Source organism: Streptomyces rubellus (assembly GCF_036323805.1).
Lineage (GTDB): Bacteria > Actinomycetota > Actinomycetes > Streptomycetales > Streptomycetaceae > Streptomyces.
The window spans coordinates 1-16964 of the sequence record NZ_JAZDCX010000035.1; the positions used below are offsets into that span (position 1 = coordinate 1).

A 16964-nucleotide genomic window follows, 5' to 3' on the forward strand; every position below is an offset into this window, starting at 1 on the left:
CGGGGCCCCCCCCCCCCCGCGGGGGGGCCCCGACGGCCCCACAGCGCCCTGAGCGCAACCCGACACCTCCGATGTACGGGTGGGCGCAACGGTTCTGGCGGGCGCGGGCGCAGTTCTTGAAGAAGCTGCCCATCCCGCGGATGAGCCGGGTCGCCAAGTGCACGTCTCCTGACCCGTGCCGGGAGCTTGCCGACCAACGGCCTCCGAGCATGAGCCTGACCTGCGGCCGTGTAAAACTACGAGAAGTTGATCAGCATCTTCATGGCTGACTCCGGAAGGGCCGGGCCGCGGCCGGGGACCGGACGGCGCTACGGGCGGGGGAGGCCGTCCGGACGCGTCATGTGCAGCCGCACGGTCATACCGGTGGCGGCGGAGCGGGTCTCGACCAGGTCGCAGAGCTGGTGCATCATCCACAGGCCGCGCCCGCCGTCGGCGGAGTCGAGGGCCGGGCGGCGGCGGCCGGCCAGCAGGTCGGTGAGCCGCCCGCTGTCGCGGACCTCCGCCAGGCACGAGGGCCCCTCGGCCCACAGGAGCAGGGTGCCGCGGCCGCCGCCGTGCGCGAGGGAGTTGGCGGCGGCCTCGGCGACGGCGAGGACGAAGTCGCCCCGGCGCCGGACGTCCAGGCCGGTCTCGCGGGCCCGCAGGTCGGCGTGGTGGCGGACCTCGCCCAGGTCGCCGGAGGTGAACGTCAGGAGGTGGGCGTCCGCGGGCGGGGGAGACAGGGGGAGGGCGTCGCAGTCCGCGTTGACGGCGGCCGGTCCGGCGTAGTGCGGGCTGGGCCACTCCATGCCGTTCTCCCACAGGACCGGGTGGGTGCGGCGGGCCTCGGCGCACACGGCGGCGGGCAGCCCGGCCGTGTCGTAGGGGCACAGGATGGTCGCGTCCCGGCCGGCGAAGGAGGCGTTGATGAGCGCCTCGTGACGGGTGGCCTCCACCACCTCGGCCCGGGAGCGCCGGGCCCAGACGGGCTCTCCGACGATCCGGACGGGCCGGCCGGTGTGCCGGTCGGCGAAGTCGCGGAGGGCGGACAGGATGCGGCCGGGGTTGCGGCCGAACTCGGTCATGTCCGCGAGGGTGATGCGGCCGGGATCGGCGGCCGCCCCCAGATGCCCGCGCAACAGCCGCAGCCGCGGTCCGGGAACGGCGACGAGTACGGGTTCGTCGGCCTTCAGCGCGTTGTCGACGAAGCCCCCCACACCGGTGAGGTACTCCTGCGGGGTCCGGTAGAACAGCGCGGGATGGACGAAGGGTTCCAGGTCGTCCCGTCCGGTGGGAGAACAAGCGGTTTCGGTCACGGGGGGACCACCTCTGGTGTGGCGAGGGCATGCGGGAGACAGCCGGCCGCGGGTGCCGACGGCCCGGTTCGGGCCGGGGGCCGACACGGCGGTGCGGCCACCGGGGCGGCCGCACCGGAGGCACCGGCGCGGCACCGTCGACGGCACGTCGGTGAACACCTCCACTCGGTCCTCGGCTCTGCTCCAGGGTGCGTGTGCCCGGGAAGGGCGCGCGCACACGGCCTTTTTGCGCCTCCCCACGAGCACGGGAGCCGGTGAGGCGCTCCACGGGAGGACGCGGCGACCGGTCCCGGTGCTGGGGAAGCACGGCGGAAAAGTATCGGGAAAACGGGGGAAAGCAGAGGCAAAGAGTACAGCGGCGGTGGCCGTACGGCTTTCCCGGGGAACCGAGGAGGCCTGGTCAGAGGCCCGCACCCGGCGGTTCCCGGTCCTGTCCCGGCGACCGTGGACGATCTTTGGCGAGGAAACCGCCACCGGGAGGCATCAGGCGCCGGTTTCCGGGAAGGCCAGGGAGGGGCCGGGACCAGAACCGGCCCCCGAAGCGGCTCGAGTTGGGATCTTTCCGGCTTCCGGGCCGCTGCTAACATCTGCCGGACAGCAACAAAACGGGCGGTGGGTACTGGCCCGCCGGCCGGTGACACCGACCGGTCCGAGCGACGGGCACCCGGCGGTGGGGACTGTGAGAGGGACTGTGGTGAACGCCAGCGACGCGGCCGTACGAGACCGGTTGACGACCGCCCTGCGGGAGCGCGGCGACGAGATCGCCGACCGGTGGGTGCAGTTGCAGCAGCAACGCGCGGCCATCGGCATCGGCGAGAGCGAGCTCCGCGAGGAGGCCGACGCCCTGCTGATCCTGCTGGGCGGGGCGCTGAACAGCGACCGCGCGGTGGACAACATGCTCGACAGCCACGGTGAGCTGCGCGACGCGCTGGCCGAGCTGTCCCTGCGCAGGGAACGCGCCGGCGCCGACCCCACCGCCACCTCCCTGGCCATCCTGGCCCTCAAGGACGCGCTGCTGGAGGCCGTGGAACGGGACAACCAGGACCCGCGGGAGCTGTTCCCCGTCGCGCTGTCGATCAACCGGCTGCTGGACGAGGCGGCCGCGCTCTCCTTCAACGCGTACGTCGAACGCCGCGAGGAGATCATCCAGCGGCAGAGCCGCCAGCTGCTGGAGATGTCGACCCCCGTGGTGCACCTGTGGCGGCAGATCCTGGCCGTGCCGCTGATCGGCACCCTGGACACCGCACGCACCCAGGTGGTGATGGAGAACCTGCTCCAGGCCATCCAGAGCCACGAGGCCCGGGTCGCGATCATCGACATCACCGGTGTGCCCACGGTGGACACCGCGGTCGCCCAGCACCTGATGCAGACCGTCAACGCGGTCCGGCTGATGGGCGCGGACTGCTTCATCAGCGGGGTACGGCCCTCCATCGCGCAGACCATCGCCCAGCTGGGCATCGACCTGTCCACCATCCTCACCCGGGCGACCCTCGCCGACGCCCTGGCCGCCGCGGTCGAGATGACCGACCAGGACTCGCCGTCCGCCAAGGCGCCGGCGGGCCGATGACCGCGCGCCGGCGCATGGAGGTGCCCATCGTCAGGCTCGGTGACGTGCTGGTCACCGGCCTCGTCAACGAGCTCGACGACAAGACGGCGACCGTCTTCGCGGAGGAGCTGACCGAGCGCATCACCGCCGAGCGGGCCGGGGGCGTGCTCATCGACATCTCCCGGCTGGAGATCATCGACTCGTTCGTGGCGCGCACCCTGACGGAGCTGAGCACCATGGCACGGCTGCTGGGTGCCCGGGTGATCGTGGCGGGCATGCGGCCGCCCGTGGCGATCACCCTCGCCGAACTCGGGCTCCAGCTCACCGGGGTGGAGACCGCGCTCAACGCCGAGCAGGGGCTGACCGCCCTCGGCTGGCGCCACGCCCCGCTGCCCCCGGGAAGGGGGACTCGGCGTGAAACTCTCGGGTGAGCGGACGGTCGGTGTCCCGGTGACTCATATGAACGGAACAGGCTCCGGCGGGGCGGGCGGCGGCTCCGCCGCGACTCCGGCCACCCACCCCGTCCGCACCGACGAGGACCTCATCGCGGTCCGGCACGCGGTGCGGGCGGCCACCGTGGAGGCCGGATTCGGGCTCGTCGACCAGACCCGGGTCGTCACCGCCGCCAGCGAACTGGCCCGCAACGCCTACATCCACGGCGGCGGGGGCACGGTGACCATCGAGTTCCCGCGGAACGCGGGCCGCCGCGGGATCCGGCTGACCGTGCGGGACGAGGGACCCGGCATCCCCGACGTGGAGCAGGCCCTGGCCGACGGCTTCACCACCGGGGCGGGTCTGGGGCACGGCCTGGGCGGCGCCCGCCGCCTGATGCACGAGTTCGAGGTGGACACCGCGCCGGGGAAGGGCACCACGATCAGGGCGACGCGATGGACCACGCAGTGAACCGGCAGTCCGCCACCGCCGAGGGGCTGACCGACGAGATCCGCATCGACCACGAGAGCGCGATCCATCTGGCGGCCACCGCCGCACGCGACTGCGCGCTGCGGTGCGAGCTGCCCGGCGCCATGCCCGACCAGGCGGCGGTCCTCGCCAGCGAACTGGCCAGCAACCTGGTCAAGCACGCCGTCGACGGCACGGTGTACGTCCAGCGGCTCCCGTACGGCGAGGGGATGGAGATCCTCGCCGTCGACAGCGGCCCCGGCATCCGCGACCTCGACCGCTCCCTGGCCGACGGCTACACCACCACCGGCTCGCTGGGCGCGGGACTGGGCGCGGTGCGCCGGATCGCCACCGAGTTCACCATCCGCACCCGCAGGGGGACCGGGACCCTGGTCTGCGCCCGGCTGGCGGTGCCCGGCGAGCCGCGGCCCGGTGGCTGGGACGTCGGAGCCGTGCGGCTGCCCGCCCGGGGCGAGAAGCACTGCGGGGACGCCCACGCCGTCGCCGGTACCGGCGACGCGCTCACCGCGCTGGTCGTCGACGGGCTGGGGCACGGCGCGTCGGCCGCCGAGGCGGCCCGTTCCGCGCTGCGCTCCTTCCGTACCGCCCCCGACCGCCCCCTGACCGAGATCCTCACCTCGCTGCACCGGGCGCTGCGCCACACCCGCGGCGCGGCCGCCGGTGTGCTGCGGCTGCGCTCCGACCGCGCCGAGTACTGCGGGGTCGGCAACATCCGCGCCGCGGTGCTCTCGGGTGGCGGGGTGGACCACCGGCTGACCGGTCAGCCCGGCATCGTCGGCTGGAACGTCCCCACCCCGCGGCCCCGCACCCTGACGCTGCGCCCCGGGACGACGATCGTCCTGCACAGCGACGGGGTGGAGTCCCACTGGGACCGCGACCCGTCCTCCTTCCTGCCGCGTCTTCCCCCGCCCCTGCTGGCCGCCGCCCTGGTCCACGGCCACCGGCGGGTCCGCGACGACGCCACCGTGCTCACCGCCCAGGCGGCGTAGAGGTGCCATGACCGACAACGACAGACCCCACTACACACTGCCGAGCCTGCGGCAGGCGGTGCGCGGGGCCGCCCGTGCCCACCGGCTGCCGGTCGAGCTGCGGGCCCGGCTGGTGATGTCCGCGGCGGACCTGGCGCGCCGGGAGATCGAGGCGGGGCGGCCCGTCCGGCTGGCTGTGTCCCCGGAGGCCCCGGAGTCCCCGGAGGCCCCGGAGGCCCCGGAGTCCCGGGGGTCCCGGGAGTGCCCGGCCTCCTCCCCGGGCAGCGGGCCGGGCGGGCCGCCGCGGCAGCTCGTCGTCACCCTCGACGCCCTCGACAAACTGGGCGCGGAACACGACCGGGGGGCGGCGTACCTGCCCCTGCCGGCCGAGTTCACCCCGGACGGCTCGGCCGTCTGGCGGCTGCCGCTGCCCGAGGGGCACAACACCCGTGCCGCCGTCCCGTCCTCGCGGAACGGCGGCGGGCCGGAGACCGGGGAGGACCACGGACCGTCCGAGCTCCAGGCCATGGAGCAGGAACTGCGGGCGGCGCTGGCCCGGATAGACGCCCTGACCGCCGAGCACCGGCAGCTCAAGCACGAGCTCGCCGAGACCAACCGGGGCACCCTCGCGCTCTACGTCCAGCTGGAGGAGCGGGACGAGCAGCTGCGCAACGCCCACGGCCAGACCCTGCGCGAACTGGAGGACGCCCTGCGGCCGGCGCCGATCGAGGTGCCGGGGCTGGAACTGGCCGTCCACTACGCCCCGGCCGGCACCGACGCGCCCACCGGCGGAGACCTGTACGACTGGCTGCAACTGCCCGACGGCACCGTCCACATCACCGTCGTCGACGCGCTCGGCCACGGTGTGACCAGCACCCGCGGCGCCCTCAACGTCACCCACGCGGTACGGACCCTGGCACTGGAGGGGCATCCGCTGGAGTCGATCATCGCCCGGACCGCCGAGATCCTGATGCCCTTCGACAGCGAGCTGATGTCCACCGTGCTGCTCGCCCGGATCGATCCCGGCACCGGCGACCTGTACCTGGCCAACGGCAGCCATCCGCCCGCGCTGCTGCTGCCCGCCGAGGGCGGGCCGAGGTACCTGGAGGTGCGCGGGCGCGGCATCGGCTACCCGCTCGCGGGCAGCGAGCGCCTGCTGCACACCCGTATCGAGCCCGGCGATCTGCTCGTCCTCTACACCGACGGGCTCACCGAGAGCCGCCGGGACCCCCGGGAGGGGGAGAGACGGCTGGCCGAGGCGGTCCGGCGGCACGCCGACAGGCCCATCGAGGAGATCCCCGGCGCCGTCGCCGCGGACATGCACACGATCATCCTGCACCCCGACGACACGCTGGCCCTGGCGGTGCGCAGACCGCGCCGCCCCTGAGGGGCGGCGCGGGCCGTCCGGCGGCGCGTCAGGCGCCCAGCCCGGTGACCACCGCCTCCAGCCGGGCCGCCAGTTCGGCCAGTTCCCGGTCGGACGGCTCCGGCCCGTCCTGTCCCCGGGGGCCCAGCCGGGCGGCGAGCTCGTCCCGGGAGACGATCTCCACGGCCCCGCGGTAGCGGTCCGTGCCCGCCTCGGCGGCGGGAACGACCCGGGCCCGGCCTGCCAGGAGGACCAGCCGGGGGTCCGGGTCGGCGGAGCTGAGCAGCTCCCGTACGTGTTCGGCGGTGATCGTGCTCGGCACCGGTGCGCCTTCCTCTCCTGATCTCTCCTGATCTCTCCGGGTCTCCCCTGATCTCTCCAGGCATCTCCGGGGCGTCCGGTACCCCGGGCCGCGGCCGTCAGTCCCCGGCCCGCCCCACCGGCCCGTCCGCGTCCACGGTGACCCGTTCTCCCCGGGCGCAGTGCACCACGCCCGAGGGGAAGCCAGGCCGCCCGGCCTCGCGGAGGAAGTCCGACAGGGGGGACTTCATGACGCCGTAGTCGTCGTAGTGCACGGGCAGGACGCGGCGCGGACGCAGCACGGAGACCAGCTCCGCGCCCTGGAGCGCGTCCATGGTCACCAGCAGCCCGCCGGGGAGGGTGGTACCGCCCAGGTGGACCACGGCCAGGTGGATACCGGGGCAGCGGCGCGCGATCTCGTGGATCCCGGGGAACATCAGGGTGTCCCCCGAGATGTACAGCCGCAGCCGTACGGGTCCGCCCGGGTCGCCGAACTCCAGCAGGGAACCCATCACCGGCGGCAGCAGGAAGCGGGCGGGGCCGGGACCGTGGCGGCCGGGCAGCGCGGTGACGCGGACCTGGCTGCCGCCGCGGAGCAGGACGTGGTCGTGCCAGGTGGGCAGGCCCGTGGCCCGGCTGAACCCGTGCAGCCCCTGCAGGCGCCGGGAGGCGTGGGGGGTGGTGATGACCGGCAGCGAGCGGGGCAGCCGGCGGCGGGCCACCCGGTCCCAGTGGTCGCCGTGCAGATGGGACAGGATCACCGCGTCCAGGTCCGGCGGGAGCTGGTTGACGCCCAGCGCCGGATCGGCCAGCCGCTTCGACAGCAGGCCCTTGCCCAGATAGGCGTACTGGCCGCGGTGCAGGAAGTTGGGGTCGGTCAGCAGGGTGAGGTCGCCGTAGCGGATGAGCAGGGTGGCGTTGCCGACGAAGAGGATCTCGGCGGTACCCGCGGGCGGTGCGGACGGCACGGTGGGGAGCTCCTTGTCCTCGCCGGACACGGCCGTGACCCGGCACTGCCCGGTGGGGTGACGACGCGAGCGGTCACCCCACCGGGCCCGGCCGTGGCCGGTCAGGGGTTCGACGGGCGGCGGCCCAGGATCACACCGAGGGCGACCATGCCCACGAACAGGAAGAAGTGCAGCCAGTCGTCGGCGGTGTCGAGCGGCACGAAGTTGGCGTCGCTCTCCTCGTCCACGATCAGGCCGTAGAGCCACAGCAGCCCGTAGATCAGACCGCCGCCGATCAGGAAGGCCTTGGCCCCGGAGGCGCTGCGGGCCATCGCCAGTCCGACGACGCCGAAGGCGAGGTGGACGAGGTTGTGCAGGATCGACACCTGGAAGATGCCGAGGAGCTGGGCCTCCGACTCGTGTCCCGCGAACTGCATCTCGCCGTAGTCCGTGGTGATGCCGGGGATGAACCCCAGGATTCCTACCAGTAGGAAGACCACCGAAACCACCATGGCGGCGGTGCTCACCGCCGATCGGCGTGCCATGCCCGTGGTGTTCGGCCCTGTCCTGGCCATCGTCATCATCTCCTGTGTGGAGGGGGTAGCAGCCGGTTCGGAGTACCCCTGTGCCCGGGGTGAAAACTGTCCGTATGCCACTGATCGGGCGAATGGCTCAGCGGCGGCCCTCCCGGGAACCCTGATAGGCGGCGCGCCGCACCGTCGCGATCAGCGGCCCCGGCGCCAGCCCCGGCAGGCTGTGGCCGTAGACGTCGTACCCCGGGGTGGAGGCGGGTGGCTCGGGCAGCGGCGCGCGGACCGTGAGCACCGCGAACGTCCGCCAGCGGCCCAGCGGCTCGGCGGCCCGCAGGTCGAACACCAGCGGCTGTTCGTCCAGCGCCCGCCGCAGCCCGGACGGACTGCCGGGCACCGGGCGCAGCCGGCGGCGCGGGAAGGCCGCCAGCAGCATGCGGCGTCCGCCGACCCGATAGGGCAGCAGGCCGGAGTAGGGGCCGCCCAGCGCGTTCCCGCGCGGCAGGGGAAGGTGGCGGAGCAGGGGGAGCCGGGCGCTGGTGGTCAGCAGCAGGTCCAGATGGCGCCCGGGGCCGCCCGCGTCCACCACCCGGACGGCGAGCCCGAGCCAGTCGGGCAGCGGACCGGGCAGTCCGGCACCCCGCGACAGCCGTACCGCGCAGTCGTGGCGGCCGGACCGCTCCAGCCAGGGCACGCCCCAGGACGAGCCGTTCCCGCCCACCACCGTCAGCTCTCCCGTGCAGGTCAGCCCGCGGGGGTGGAAGGCCGGGGCGCGGCGCAGCCGGGCGGCCAGCCGGAAACCCGCCCGGGCGCCGCGGGCACGCAGGGAATGGGACATCCGGCTCTCCTCGCCTCCGGTCACGGTTTCCCGGGGCCCGGTACCGGCCCCTTACGGACCGGCCGGCGCCCCATCGCTCCCAGTTGCCGGACCGCCCCCGCCGAAACCCGAGCACGGGCCTGCGGGGCTGCGGGCCTGCGGGGGCCTCACAGGACCCGGCGCACCACGGCACACACCGACACGGCTCCACCGCCTTACCGCCCGGCCGGGGAAGGGCTCATACTGGGCGGGCCGGGGGGCGGCAACGGGCGAGAGAGGGGGGCGGCGGCGCGCGATGAAGGAGAGCACGCTGATCCAGGGCCGGTACCGGCTGCTCGAACTCGTCGGACGCGGCGGCATGGGGCAGGTGTGGCGGGCCCAGGACGAGTCGCTGGGACGGGTGGTCGCCGTCAAGTGCCTCAAGCCGCTGGGTCGGGAGACCGACCCGCCCTTCATGCGGGTGCTGCGGGAGCGCTTCCGCCGTGAGGCGCGGGTCGCGGCGTCCCTCCAGCACCGCGGGGTGACCGTGGTCCACGACTTCGGCGAGCACGACGGAGTGCTCTACCTGGTGATGGAACTGCTCAGCGGGCACAACCTCAGCCAGCTCCTGGAACGGGACGGCCACCGGCCGCTGCCCGTGCCCGACCTGTTCGACATAGCCGAGCAGGTGGCCGCCGCCCTGGCCTACACCCACGACCAGGGCATCGTGCACCGCGACCTCAAGCCCGCCAACGTGATGCGCACCGCCGACGGCACGGTGAAGATCTGCGACTTCGGCATCGCCCGGCTCGGTCACGACATCGGCTTCACCGCCAAGCTCACCGGCGGCGGCGACGCCATGGGCACCCCGCACTACATGTCACCCGAGCAGATCGCGGGTGCCCCCCTGGACCACCGCAGCGACCTGTACTCGCTCGGCTGCGTGCTGTACGAGATCGCCACCGGCGTGCCGCCCTTCGACCTCGGCGACACCTGGGGCATCCTCGTCGGCCACCGCGACACCCCGCCGCGGCCGCCCCGCGAGCTGCGCGGCGAGCTTCCGGCGGAGCTGGAGCGGATCATCCTCGACCTGCTCGCCAAGGAGCCCGCCGACCGCCCCTCGGACGCCGCCGAACTCGGCCACCGCATCACCGCGGCGTGGCTGTCCCGGGCCCGGGCGGCCGCGCCGGCCGGGCCGCAGCCGCCCCAGGCCCGCCGGGTGCCGCCGTGGGCCCAGGGCATGAGCCCCGGCGGCAAGGCCGCCACCTGGTCGCTGCGCCCCGCGCTCGCCGGCTACCCGAGCGTCCTCAGCGGCCCCTGGACCGGGCCGGTCCCCACCGGCGGGCGCCCCGGGCCCGATCTGCCGGCCGCGCTCGCCAGCCGGCACAGCGCGGGGCTGAGCCTGGGGCGGCTGGGCCGCTGGGAGGAGGCGGCCGAGGCGCACCGCGCGGTCGCCGCCGAACGCGAGCGGGTGCTGGGGCCGGACCATCCGGACACCCTGGCCAGCCGCCACGAGGTCGCGCACGCGCTGGGGCGGCTGGGCCGCTGGGAGGAGGCGCTGGACGAGGCCCGCGCGGTCGCCGCCGCCCGGCTGCGGGTGCTGGGGCCGCACCACCCCGACACGCTGACCAGCCGCAACGAGGAGGCCCACTGCCTGGAGCGGCTCGGCCGCAGCACCGAGGCGGCCGAGCTGTACCGCCTGGTGGCGGCGCCGTGCGGGCAGGGGGAGAAGCCCGGCACGGGCTCCGGCTGACAGCCTCCCCCGGGCGCGGGATCCTCGCCCGGCCGGACCGTACGTGTTACCAAGAACCATGCCCGACCCGCACTCCGACCGCTCCCTCGGCAGCACCGGCCACGACACGGCGGACGTCGTGATCGTGGGCGGCGGCCACAACGGACTGGTGGCCGCCGCCTACCTCGCCCGCGCCGGACTCGGCGTCCTGCTGCTCGAACGCCTGGACCACACCGGCGGTGCCGCCGTCTCCGCCCGGGTCTTCACCGGAGTGGACGCCCGCCTGTCGCGCTACTCGTACCTGGTGAGCCTGCTGCCGCGGAGCATCGTGGCGGACCTGGGCCTGCGCTTCGCGGTGCGGTCCCGGCCCGTCTCCTCCTACACCCCGGTACGGCGCGGCGGCCGGGACACCGGACTGCTGATCACCGGTGAGGAGTCCCGCGACCGGGCGGCCTTCGCGCGGCTGACCGGATCGGAACGGGAGTACGCCGGCTGGCGGCGCTTCCACGGCATGACACGGCGCCTGGCGGAGCGGATCTTCCCCACCCTCACCGAGCCCCTGCCCACCCGGGAGGAGCTGCGGGCCCGGGTCGGTGACGAGGCCGCCTGGCGCGCGGTGTTCGAGCGTCCGCTCGGCGAGGCGATCGAGGAGCACCTCGGCGACGACCTGGTCCGCGGCGTGGTGCTCACCGACGCCCTGATCGGGACGTTCGCCTCCGCCCACGACCCCTCGCTGCGCCAGAACCGCTGCTTCCTCTACCACGTGATCGGCGGCGGCACCGGCGACTGGAACGTGCCGGTGGGCGGCATGGGCGCGCTCACCGACGCCCTCGCCGGAGCCGCCCGCGCCGCGGGCGCGCGGATCGCCACCGGGCACGAGGCCGTCTCGATCGCCACCGACGGCCGCACCGCCGAGGTCCGCTACCGCACCGCCGACACCGAGGGCACGGTCTCCGCACGCCACGTCCTGGTGAACGCCTCGCCCCGGGAACTGGCGGTCCTGCTGGGGGAGGAGCCGCCGCCGCGGGCCCGGGCCGAAGGGGCCCAGCTGAAGGTCAACATGCTGCTGCGGCGGCTGCCGGCCCTGCGCGACCGCTCGGTCGATCCGCGCGAGGCCTTCGCCGGGACCTTCCACGTCGCCGAGGGCTACCGGCAGCTGGAGACCGCCTACCGGCAGGCCGCCGCGGGACGGATGCCCGCCGCCCCGCCCTCGGAGATCTACTGCCACTCGCTGACCGACCCGTCGATCCTGGGACCGGAGCCGGCCCGTGCCGGGCACCACACGCTGACCCTGTTCGGGCTGCACGTCCCCGCCCGGCTGTTCGGCGGGGGCGCCGACCGCGACGAGCGGCTCCGCGATGACCTGCTGACCGCCGCCCTCGCCCAGCTCGACGCCCATCTGGACGAGCCGATCGCCGGCTGCCTGGCCCGCGACGCCGAGGGACGGCCCTGCGTCGAGGCACGGACCCCGGTGGACCTGGAGCGCGAGCTGCGGCTGCCCGGCGGGCACATCTTCCACGGCGACCTGGCCTTCCCCCACGCCGATCCGTACGGGGACGGCACCGCGGCCGACCCGGGCGACCCGGCCGCCCGGTGGGGCGTGGCCACCGGGCTGCCCAACGTCCTGCTGTGCGGGTCGGGTGCCGTGCGCGGCGGGGGAGTGAGCGGGGTCCCCGGGCACAACGCGGCGATGGCGGTGCTCGGGAGGTGACCCGCGGTCAGTCGGCCGACGCCGTCCAGCCGTCCGCGGCGACCCGGCGCGCGTCCCGGCGGCGGGAGTCGTCGAACAGCACCCGCCCGCCGTCCTCGACCCGGATTCCGTCGACGTACGCGCCGCGCCCCACGTAGCGGCCGCCGGTGGTGTACCGCCAGCGCAGCCGCACCGTCCGGCCCCGCCAGCGGGCCAGGGAGGCGTCGGCCCGGTACCAGGCGCGGCCGGAGAAACCGGACAGCCTCCCGTCCGGGTGCTCCACCGGCCCGGCGCCGGGCCGCGAGACGGTGAACGGCACCGGCTCCCAGCCCGCCCCGCCGTCCGCGGACACCCGGCCGGACGTCTGGCCGGACGCGGCCTCCAGGAACAGCGCGCCGTCGGCCGGCTCGGTGTCCCACCACACCCGGAAGCGCAGCCGGGCGTCCGCGCCGCGCGGCACCACCCCGGGCAGGGCGAGGACGGCCGAGACGCCGGGGACCATCCCGGAGAACCAGGCGGTGCGCCCGGCCGCGGGCCGCACCGGAACGGCCCGGGCCAGCCGGTCGGCGGCGGCCACCCGCGGGGCGCTGCCGGAGCGCCAGGTGCGCACCGGGTGCACCGAGTTGCCCAGCAGCACCAGGAAGGTGTCGGTGGTGGGATCCAGCACCAGGGAGGTACCGGTGAAGCCGGTGTGCCCGGCGGTGCGCGGGGTGGCCATGGCACCCATGAACCAGTGCTGGTACAGCTCGAAGCCCAGCCCGTGCCCGTCGCCGGGGAAGCCGGTGTTGAAGTCGTGGAAGAGCAGTTCCACCGACTCCGGCGCCAGGATGCGGGCGCTGCCGTACGCGCCGCCGTTCAGCAGCGTCCGGCACAGCACGGCCAGGTCCCAGGCGCAGGAGAAGACCCCGGCGTGCCCGGCCACCCCGCCCAGGGCGTACGCGTTCTCGTCGTGGACCTCGCCCCACACCATGCCGCGGTCCAGCCCCGACCAGGGTGGCCGGGCGTCCTCGGTGGCGGCGATGCGCGGCCGCCAGGAGGCGGGCGGGTTGTAGCGGGTCCGGCGCAGCCCCAGCGGCCCGGTGACGTCCCGGCGCAGCAGCACGTCGAGGGGCTCGCCGGTGACCTCCTCCAGCACCAGTTGCAGGACGACGAGGTTCAGGTCGGAGTAGCGGTAGACGGTGCCGGGCGGGTCCAGGGGGGCCTCGCGCCACAGCCGCCGGAGCACGGCCTCCCGGGAGGGTTCGGCGTACAGCGGCAGCCAGGCGGTCAGCCCCGAGGTGTGGGTGAGCAGCTGCCGTACGGTGATCCCCGCCTTGCCCGCCGCGCCGAACTCCGGCAGGTACCCGGCGACGGGCGCCTCCAGCGCCAGGGCGCCGCGCTCGATCTGCCGCACCGCCAGGATCGCGGTGAACAGCTTGGAGAGGGAGGCCAGATCGTAGACCGTCCCGGGCCGGGCGGGGATCCGCCGCCCGGCGGGGAGCTCGACACCGGTGTCGCCCGCCTCGTCGTAGGCCGCGTAGCGCACCGCGTACCCGATGGCTTCGTGGAGGGCGACGGTGGAGCCGCGCCCGGCCAGCAGCACCGCGCCCGCGTACCAGGGCCGGCCGGCGGGGGGCGAGAGGAAGGAGCCGGCGTCCGCCACCAGCCCCCGCAGCTGCGGTTCCAGCAGTCCGGCCTGCCGCGCGGTGCCGCGGCGCAGCACGGGCGCCCGGCCGCCGGGGAGGGGGGCGGCGGCCGCGACGGGTGCCGTGGCCAGCACCAGGCCGCCGCCGAGCGCGAGCGCCCGGACCCCGAACCGCCGTCGGCCGATGCCCCGGCCGGGTACGGGACCGGGTGCCGGGGCCGGTGCGGAACCGGTCATGCCGCGACCTCCTCGCAGGAGCCGGGGAACGGGAGCTGACGGAGCACCACCCGGCGCACCGGGCAGAGCCGGGACATCCCTTCCCGGGACTCCCACGCGTCAACCCCGGCCCGTCCCGGCTCCGCCTACCGGAGCACCACACAGCCGCGCCGGATCAGCTCCGCCGACAGACGCGGCGGCACCTCGACCGGGTTCCACCGCAGATCCAGCTTCTCCAGCGCGGGCAGCTCCGCGAGCCAGTGGGGTATCTCCCGCAACCGGTTGGCCCGCAGGTCCAGGCGCCGCAGCCGGGGCAGCCCGCGCAGCGCCCCGGGCACCCGCTCCAGGACGTTCTCCCGCAGCTCCACCTCGCGCAGCCGGTGCAGCCCGCCCAGGGCGGCCGGCAGACCGGTCAGTGCGTTGCCCCGCAGCCACAGCTCCCGCAGCGCGGTGAGCCCGCCCAGGGATCCGGGCAGCTCCCGCAACCCGCACCGCTGCGCCCGCAGCTCGACCAGCGAGGCCATCGAGCCGAGCTCCGCCGGGAGCCGCCCCAGCGGGTTGTCGCCGACGTTCAGATACGCCAGCCGGCGCAGCCGTCCCAGGGAGCGGGGCAGCGCGGTGAGCCGGTTGTCGTGCAGGTACAGACAGCGGTCCAGGCCGGTGAGCTCCCCGATCTCCTCGGGGAGCGAGCCGAGCGCGTTGTGGCCGAGGTCGAGGGTGTGCAGCCGCCGCAGCCGCCCGATGCCCGGCGGCAGTTCGGTCAGCGCGTTGTCCGCCAGGATCAGGACCCGCAGCTCCCGGCGTTCCCACACCTCCTCGGGCACCCGCTCGATCCCCGCCCGCCACAGGTTCAGCGCGGGCTCCGCCACCGACTCCGCCGCCATGGCGGTCACCGTACCGGCCGCTCCGGGGGGGTGCCATGCCCGCCGGAGACGGCGGCGGCCGGTGCGGGGCGGTGGTACCGCGGGCGCGCGGACAGCCGGTCCGCGGGACCACCGGTCCCCGTACCATGGCCGCATGTCCTTTCTCCGCCGCCGCAGTGCCCCCGTCCCCGCCGGACCCGACTTCGACGTGCTGGCCATGGACCCCGGGGACTGGCCGGGCAACCTCGGCGCCGGACTGCTGCCCGCGCCGGACGGGAGCTGCCAGGGGGTGTTCCTGCGGTACGACCTGTTCGGCGGACGCGGACCCGCCATGATCATCGGCAATCTGCCGGAGGGGTCCCCGGCCCGCGAGCGGGCCGACGACCAGGTTCCCTTCGAGGTGGCCCAACTGCTGGCGGCACTGGAGAACGACGAGGAGGTCACCGTCACCGGAACGGAGGAGAGCCCGGTGATGCTGGACGACAACCTGCTCATCGTGCGCCGGGTCATCTGCTCCGAGACCCGGATCTCGTGCGTCCAGTTCGACCGCAGCGACGGCGTGCTGGTCACCATCGCCAGCTGGGACCGGCCGATCACCGAGGACCTCTACCAGCTGCTGAAGCCGCTGCCGGCGGAGATGTTCCGGCAGTGACGGCCCCGGGGGCGGGGGCCGTCACCCGTGCGCGTTCCGCACCGTGACGTCGCGGCCCTGACGGAGGCCACCCGGACGTGGGTCCGGTGCCGCCGGCCCGGGCCGGCCCGGAGGCACGAGAACCGGCGGAGCCCGTACGGGCGGCTCCCGTACGGGCTCTCCGGCCCCGCGCGCCGTTCCGGGCGGCCCCGGCGGCACCCCCACGGCCACCGGGCGGACGGGCCGGCCGCCGGCGCGCGGGGCGGCTCAGCAGGTGCCGACCGCCGCCCGTACCGCGCGCCGGACCGTCACACAGTCGTCGTGCAGCCTGCGCAGCAGCAGTCGCTGCTCCTCGCCCGAGGTCAGCTGGCCGGGCCGGTCGCCACCCGGTACCGGGGCCGGCTCCCGCATGGCCCGCTGCACGGCCGCCTCGCAGACGCGGACCTCCCGGGTGAGCACCAGCATCAGGTTCACCAGGAAGGCGTCCCGCGCGCCCCGCCCCGCGGACTGGGCGAGCCGGCTGATCCGGCGGCGTGCCCCCGGGCAGTCGCCGAGCACCGACCACAGGGTGGCGAGGTCGTAGCCGGGCAGGTACCAGCCGGCCCGCTCCCAGTCCACCAGCACCGGACCGGCCGGGGACAGCAGCACGTTGGACAGCAGGGCGTCCCCGTGGCAGAACTGCCCGCGACCGCTCCCCCGGGAGTCCCGCGCCAGACCGTGCAGCAGCTTCCGCAGATCCCCCAGGTCGCGATCGGTCAGCAGCCCCAGCTCGTGGTAACGCGCGATCAGCGGACCGTAGTCGAGCTGCGCCCCGAACCGGCCCGCGGGCGGCTGCCAGGCGTTCAGCCGGCAGACCGCGCCCAGCACCGCGTGCAGTTCGGAGGACGTCGGGGGCTCCGGCGGATGGCGCCGGAGCGACACCGGGCGGCCCGGTGCCCGCTCGGCGACCAGGGCGCACGCCTCCGGGTCGGCGGCGATGAGCCGGGGAACCCGCACCGGCGGACGGTGGCGCACGAAGGCGCGGTAGACCTCTATCTCGTGCCGGAACCGCTCGATTCGCTCGGGTGAGTGTTCCAGCAGGCACTTGGCGACCGCGGGACTGCGGCCGACGGTGCCGACCAGTACCACCGAGTGCCCGCCGCGGCGCATCACCTGCACCGGCTGGAACTCCGGGCAGATCCGGTGCACCGAGGTGACGGCGGTACGCAGCCGCGCGCCCTGCGGGCCGGACAGGTCGAGCCTCACCCCGGCCGGCGGCCCTCCGACGCCGTGCGCGCGGCGCTGCCGGCCCATGCCGGCCGGCGGCCCGGACGCGGGCGTGCGCGGCTGCTCGGAGTGGGGGGCGGTGCCGTACGGCCGGCGCTGGCGCTGCTGGGGCAGGGCTGACACGGGGGACGGTGTTGGGTACATGGACGAGCCGGATCCCTTCGCGCGCCGACAGGTTGCCGCGCCACCCACCCGGCCGGGGCCGGGGAGCACCCTGGGGAATGCCGGAGCCTTCGGCCGGACGGGGTGGCGCGGTTCTACAGCACACCCCGG

15 protein-coding genes and 1 pseudogene are annotated in these 16964 nt (G+C 75.3%); 8 read left to right on the top strand and 8 right to left on the bottom strand.

Features of this window, described 5'->3' with window-relative positions; all coding sequences use genetic code 11:
- Nucleotides 1-308: 308 nt before the first annotated feature.
- Nucleotides 309-1295 carry an anti-sigma factor RsbA family regulatory protein gene (locus tag V1L54_RS27675; RefSeq protein WP_330120892.1) on the bottom strand — a complete coding sequence of 329 codons (987 nt, stop codon included), beginning with the start codon at nt 1293-1295 and terminating at the stop codon, nt 309-311.
- A 694-nt stretch (nt 1296-1989) separates the two neighbouring features.
- Here V1L54_RS27675 and V1L54_RS27680 point away from each other — a divergent pair.
- Genes V1L54_RS27680 through V1L54_RS27700 form a run of 5 tightly spaced genes read left to right on the top strand, consistent with a single transcriptional unit; the run spans nt 1990 to nt 6117 of the window.
- The gene (locus tag V1L54_RS27680) at nt 1990-2862 is read left to right on the top strand and encodes an STAS domain-containing protein (RefSeq protein ID WP_330120893.1); all 873 of its coding nucleotides are present in this window, start codon (nt 1990-1992) and stop codon (nt 2860-2862) included.
- Complete coding sequence (locus tag V1L54_RS27685) at nt 2859-3272, top strand: STAS domain-containing protein (protein ID WP_330120894.1); 414 nt, start codon at nt 2859-2861, stop codon at nt 3270-3272. Before V1L54_RS27680 ends, V1L54_RS27685 begins: the two co-directional genes overlap by 4 nt.
- Before the next feature lie 28 nt (nt 3273-3300).
- Nucleotides 3301-3744 (top strand): anti-sigma regulatory factor, encoded by a 444-nt coding sequence (locus tag V1L54_RS27690; RefSeq protein ID WP_330120895.1) that lies wholly within the window; start codon nt 3301-3303, stop codon nt 3742-3744.
- Complete coding sequence (locus V1L54_RS27695) at nt 3729-4751, top strand: SpoIIE family protein phosphatase (RefSeq protein ID WP_330120896.1); 1023 nt, start codon at nt 3729-3731, stop codon at nt 4749-4751. The genes V1L54_RS27690 and V1L54_RS27695 overlap by 16 nt, the downstream gene beginning before the upstream one ends.
- Nucleotides 4752-4758: 7 nt before the next feature.
- Nucleotides 4759-6117: a PP2C family protein-serine/threonine phosphatase gene (locus tag V1L54_RS27700; protein WP_330120897.1), complete on the top strand. Its 1359-nt coding sequence runs from the start codon at nt 4759-4761 to the stop codon at nt 6115-6117.
- A gap of 28 nt (nt 6118-6145) precedes the next feature.
- Here the strand turns inward: V1L54_RS27700 and V1L54_RS27705 are convergent, their stop codons facing one another.
- The 4 genes from V1L54_RS27705 to V1L54_RS27720 all read right to left on the bottom strand — a co-directional run bounded on the left by V1L54_RS27705 (nt 6146) and on the right by V1L54_RS27720 (nt 8711).
- Complete coding sequence (locus V1L54_RS27705) at nt 6146-6418, bottom strand: hypothetical protein (RefSeq protein WP_330120898.1); 273 nt, start codon at nt 6416-6418, stop codon at nt 6146-6148.
- A 97-nt stretch (nt 6419-6515) separates the two neighbouring features.
- Nucleotides 6516-7364 (bottom strand): MBL fold metallo-hydrolase, encoded by an 849-nt coding sequence (locus tag V1L54_RS27710; RefSeq protein WP_330120899.1) that lies wholly within the window; start codon nt 7362-7364, stop codon nt 6516-6518.
- A 101-nt stretch (nt 7365-7465) separates the two neighbouring features.
- Nucleotides 7466-7918 carry a DUF4383 domain-containing protein gene (locus V1L54_RS27715; protein WP_330120900.1) on the bottom strand — a complete coding sequence of 151 codons (453 nt, stop codon included), beginning with the start codon at nt 7916-7918 and terminating at the stop codon, nt 7466-7468.
- A 97-nt stretch (nt 7919-8015) separates the two neighbouring features.
- On the bottom strand, nt 8016-8711 hold the full coding sequence (locus V1L54_RS27720) for a phosphodiesterase (RefSeq protein ID WP_330120901.1): 696 nt from the start codon (nt 8709-8711) through the stop codon (nt 8016-8018).
- A gap of 274 nt (nt 8712-8985) precedes the next feature.
- Here V1L54_RS27720 and V1L54_RS27725 point away from each other — a divergent pair.
- Together V1L54_RS27725 and V1L54_RS27730 are read left to right on the top strand one after the other, a co-directional pair.
- Nucleotides 8986-10380: pseudogene (locus V1L54_RS27725) on the top strand (serine/threonine-protein kinase); the annotation flags it as partial.
- A gap of 100 nt (nt 10381-10480) precedes the next feature.
- The gene (locus tag V1L54_RS27730) at nt 10481-12112 is read left to right on the top strand and encodes a phytoene desaturase family protein (protein ID WP_330120902.1); all 1632 of its coding nucleotides are present in this window, start codon (nt 10481-10483) and stop codon (nt 12110-12112) included.
- A gap of 7 nt (nt 12113-12119) precedes the next feature.
- On the opposite strand, the gene V1L54_RS27735 is transcribed toward V1L54_RS27730, so the two are convergent.
- Together V1L54_RS27735 and V1L54_RS27740 are read right to left on the bottom strand one after the other, a co-directional pair.
- The gene (locus tag V1L54_RS27735) at nt 12120-13952 is read right to left on the bottom strand and encodes a serine hydrolase domain-containing protein (protein ID WP_330120903.1); all 1833 of its coding nucleotides are present in this window, start codon (nt 13950-13952) and stop codon (nt 12120-12122) included.
- A 125-nt stretch (nt 13953-14077) separates the two neighbouring features.
- Nucleotides 14078-14815 carry a leucine-rich repeat domain-containing protein gene (locus V1L54_RS27740; protein ID WP_330120904.1) on the bottom strand — a complete coding sequence of 246 codons (738 nt, stop codon included), beginning with the start codon at nt 14813-14815 and terminating at the stop codon, nt 14078-14080.
- A 133-nt stretch (nt 14816-14948) separates the two neighbouring features.
- Between V1L54_RS27740 and V1L54_RS27745 the strand changes: the two genes are divergently transcribed.
- Nucleotides 14949-15446: a hypothetical protein gene (locus V1L54_RS27745; protein ID WP_330120905.1), complete on the top strand. Its 498-nt coding sequence runs from the start codon at nt 14949-14951 to the stop codon at nt 15444-15446.
- 246 nt (nt 15447-15692) lie between these two features.
- Here the strand turns inward: V1L54_RS27745 and V1L54_RS27750 are convergent, their stop codons facing one another.
- Nucleotides 15693-16835 carry an aminoglycoside phosphotransferase family protein gene (locus V1L54_RS27750; RefSeq protein WP_330120906.1) on the bottom strand — a complete coding sequence of 381 codons (1143 nt, stop codon included), beginning with the start codon at nt 16833-16835 and terminating at the stop codon, nt 15693-15695.
- Nucleotides 16836-16964: the final 129 nt, after the last annotated feature.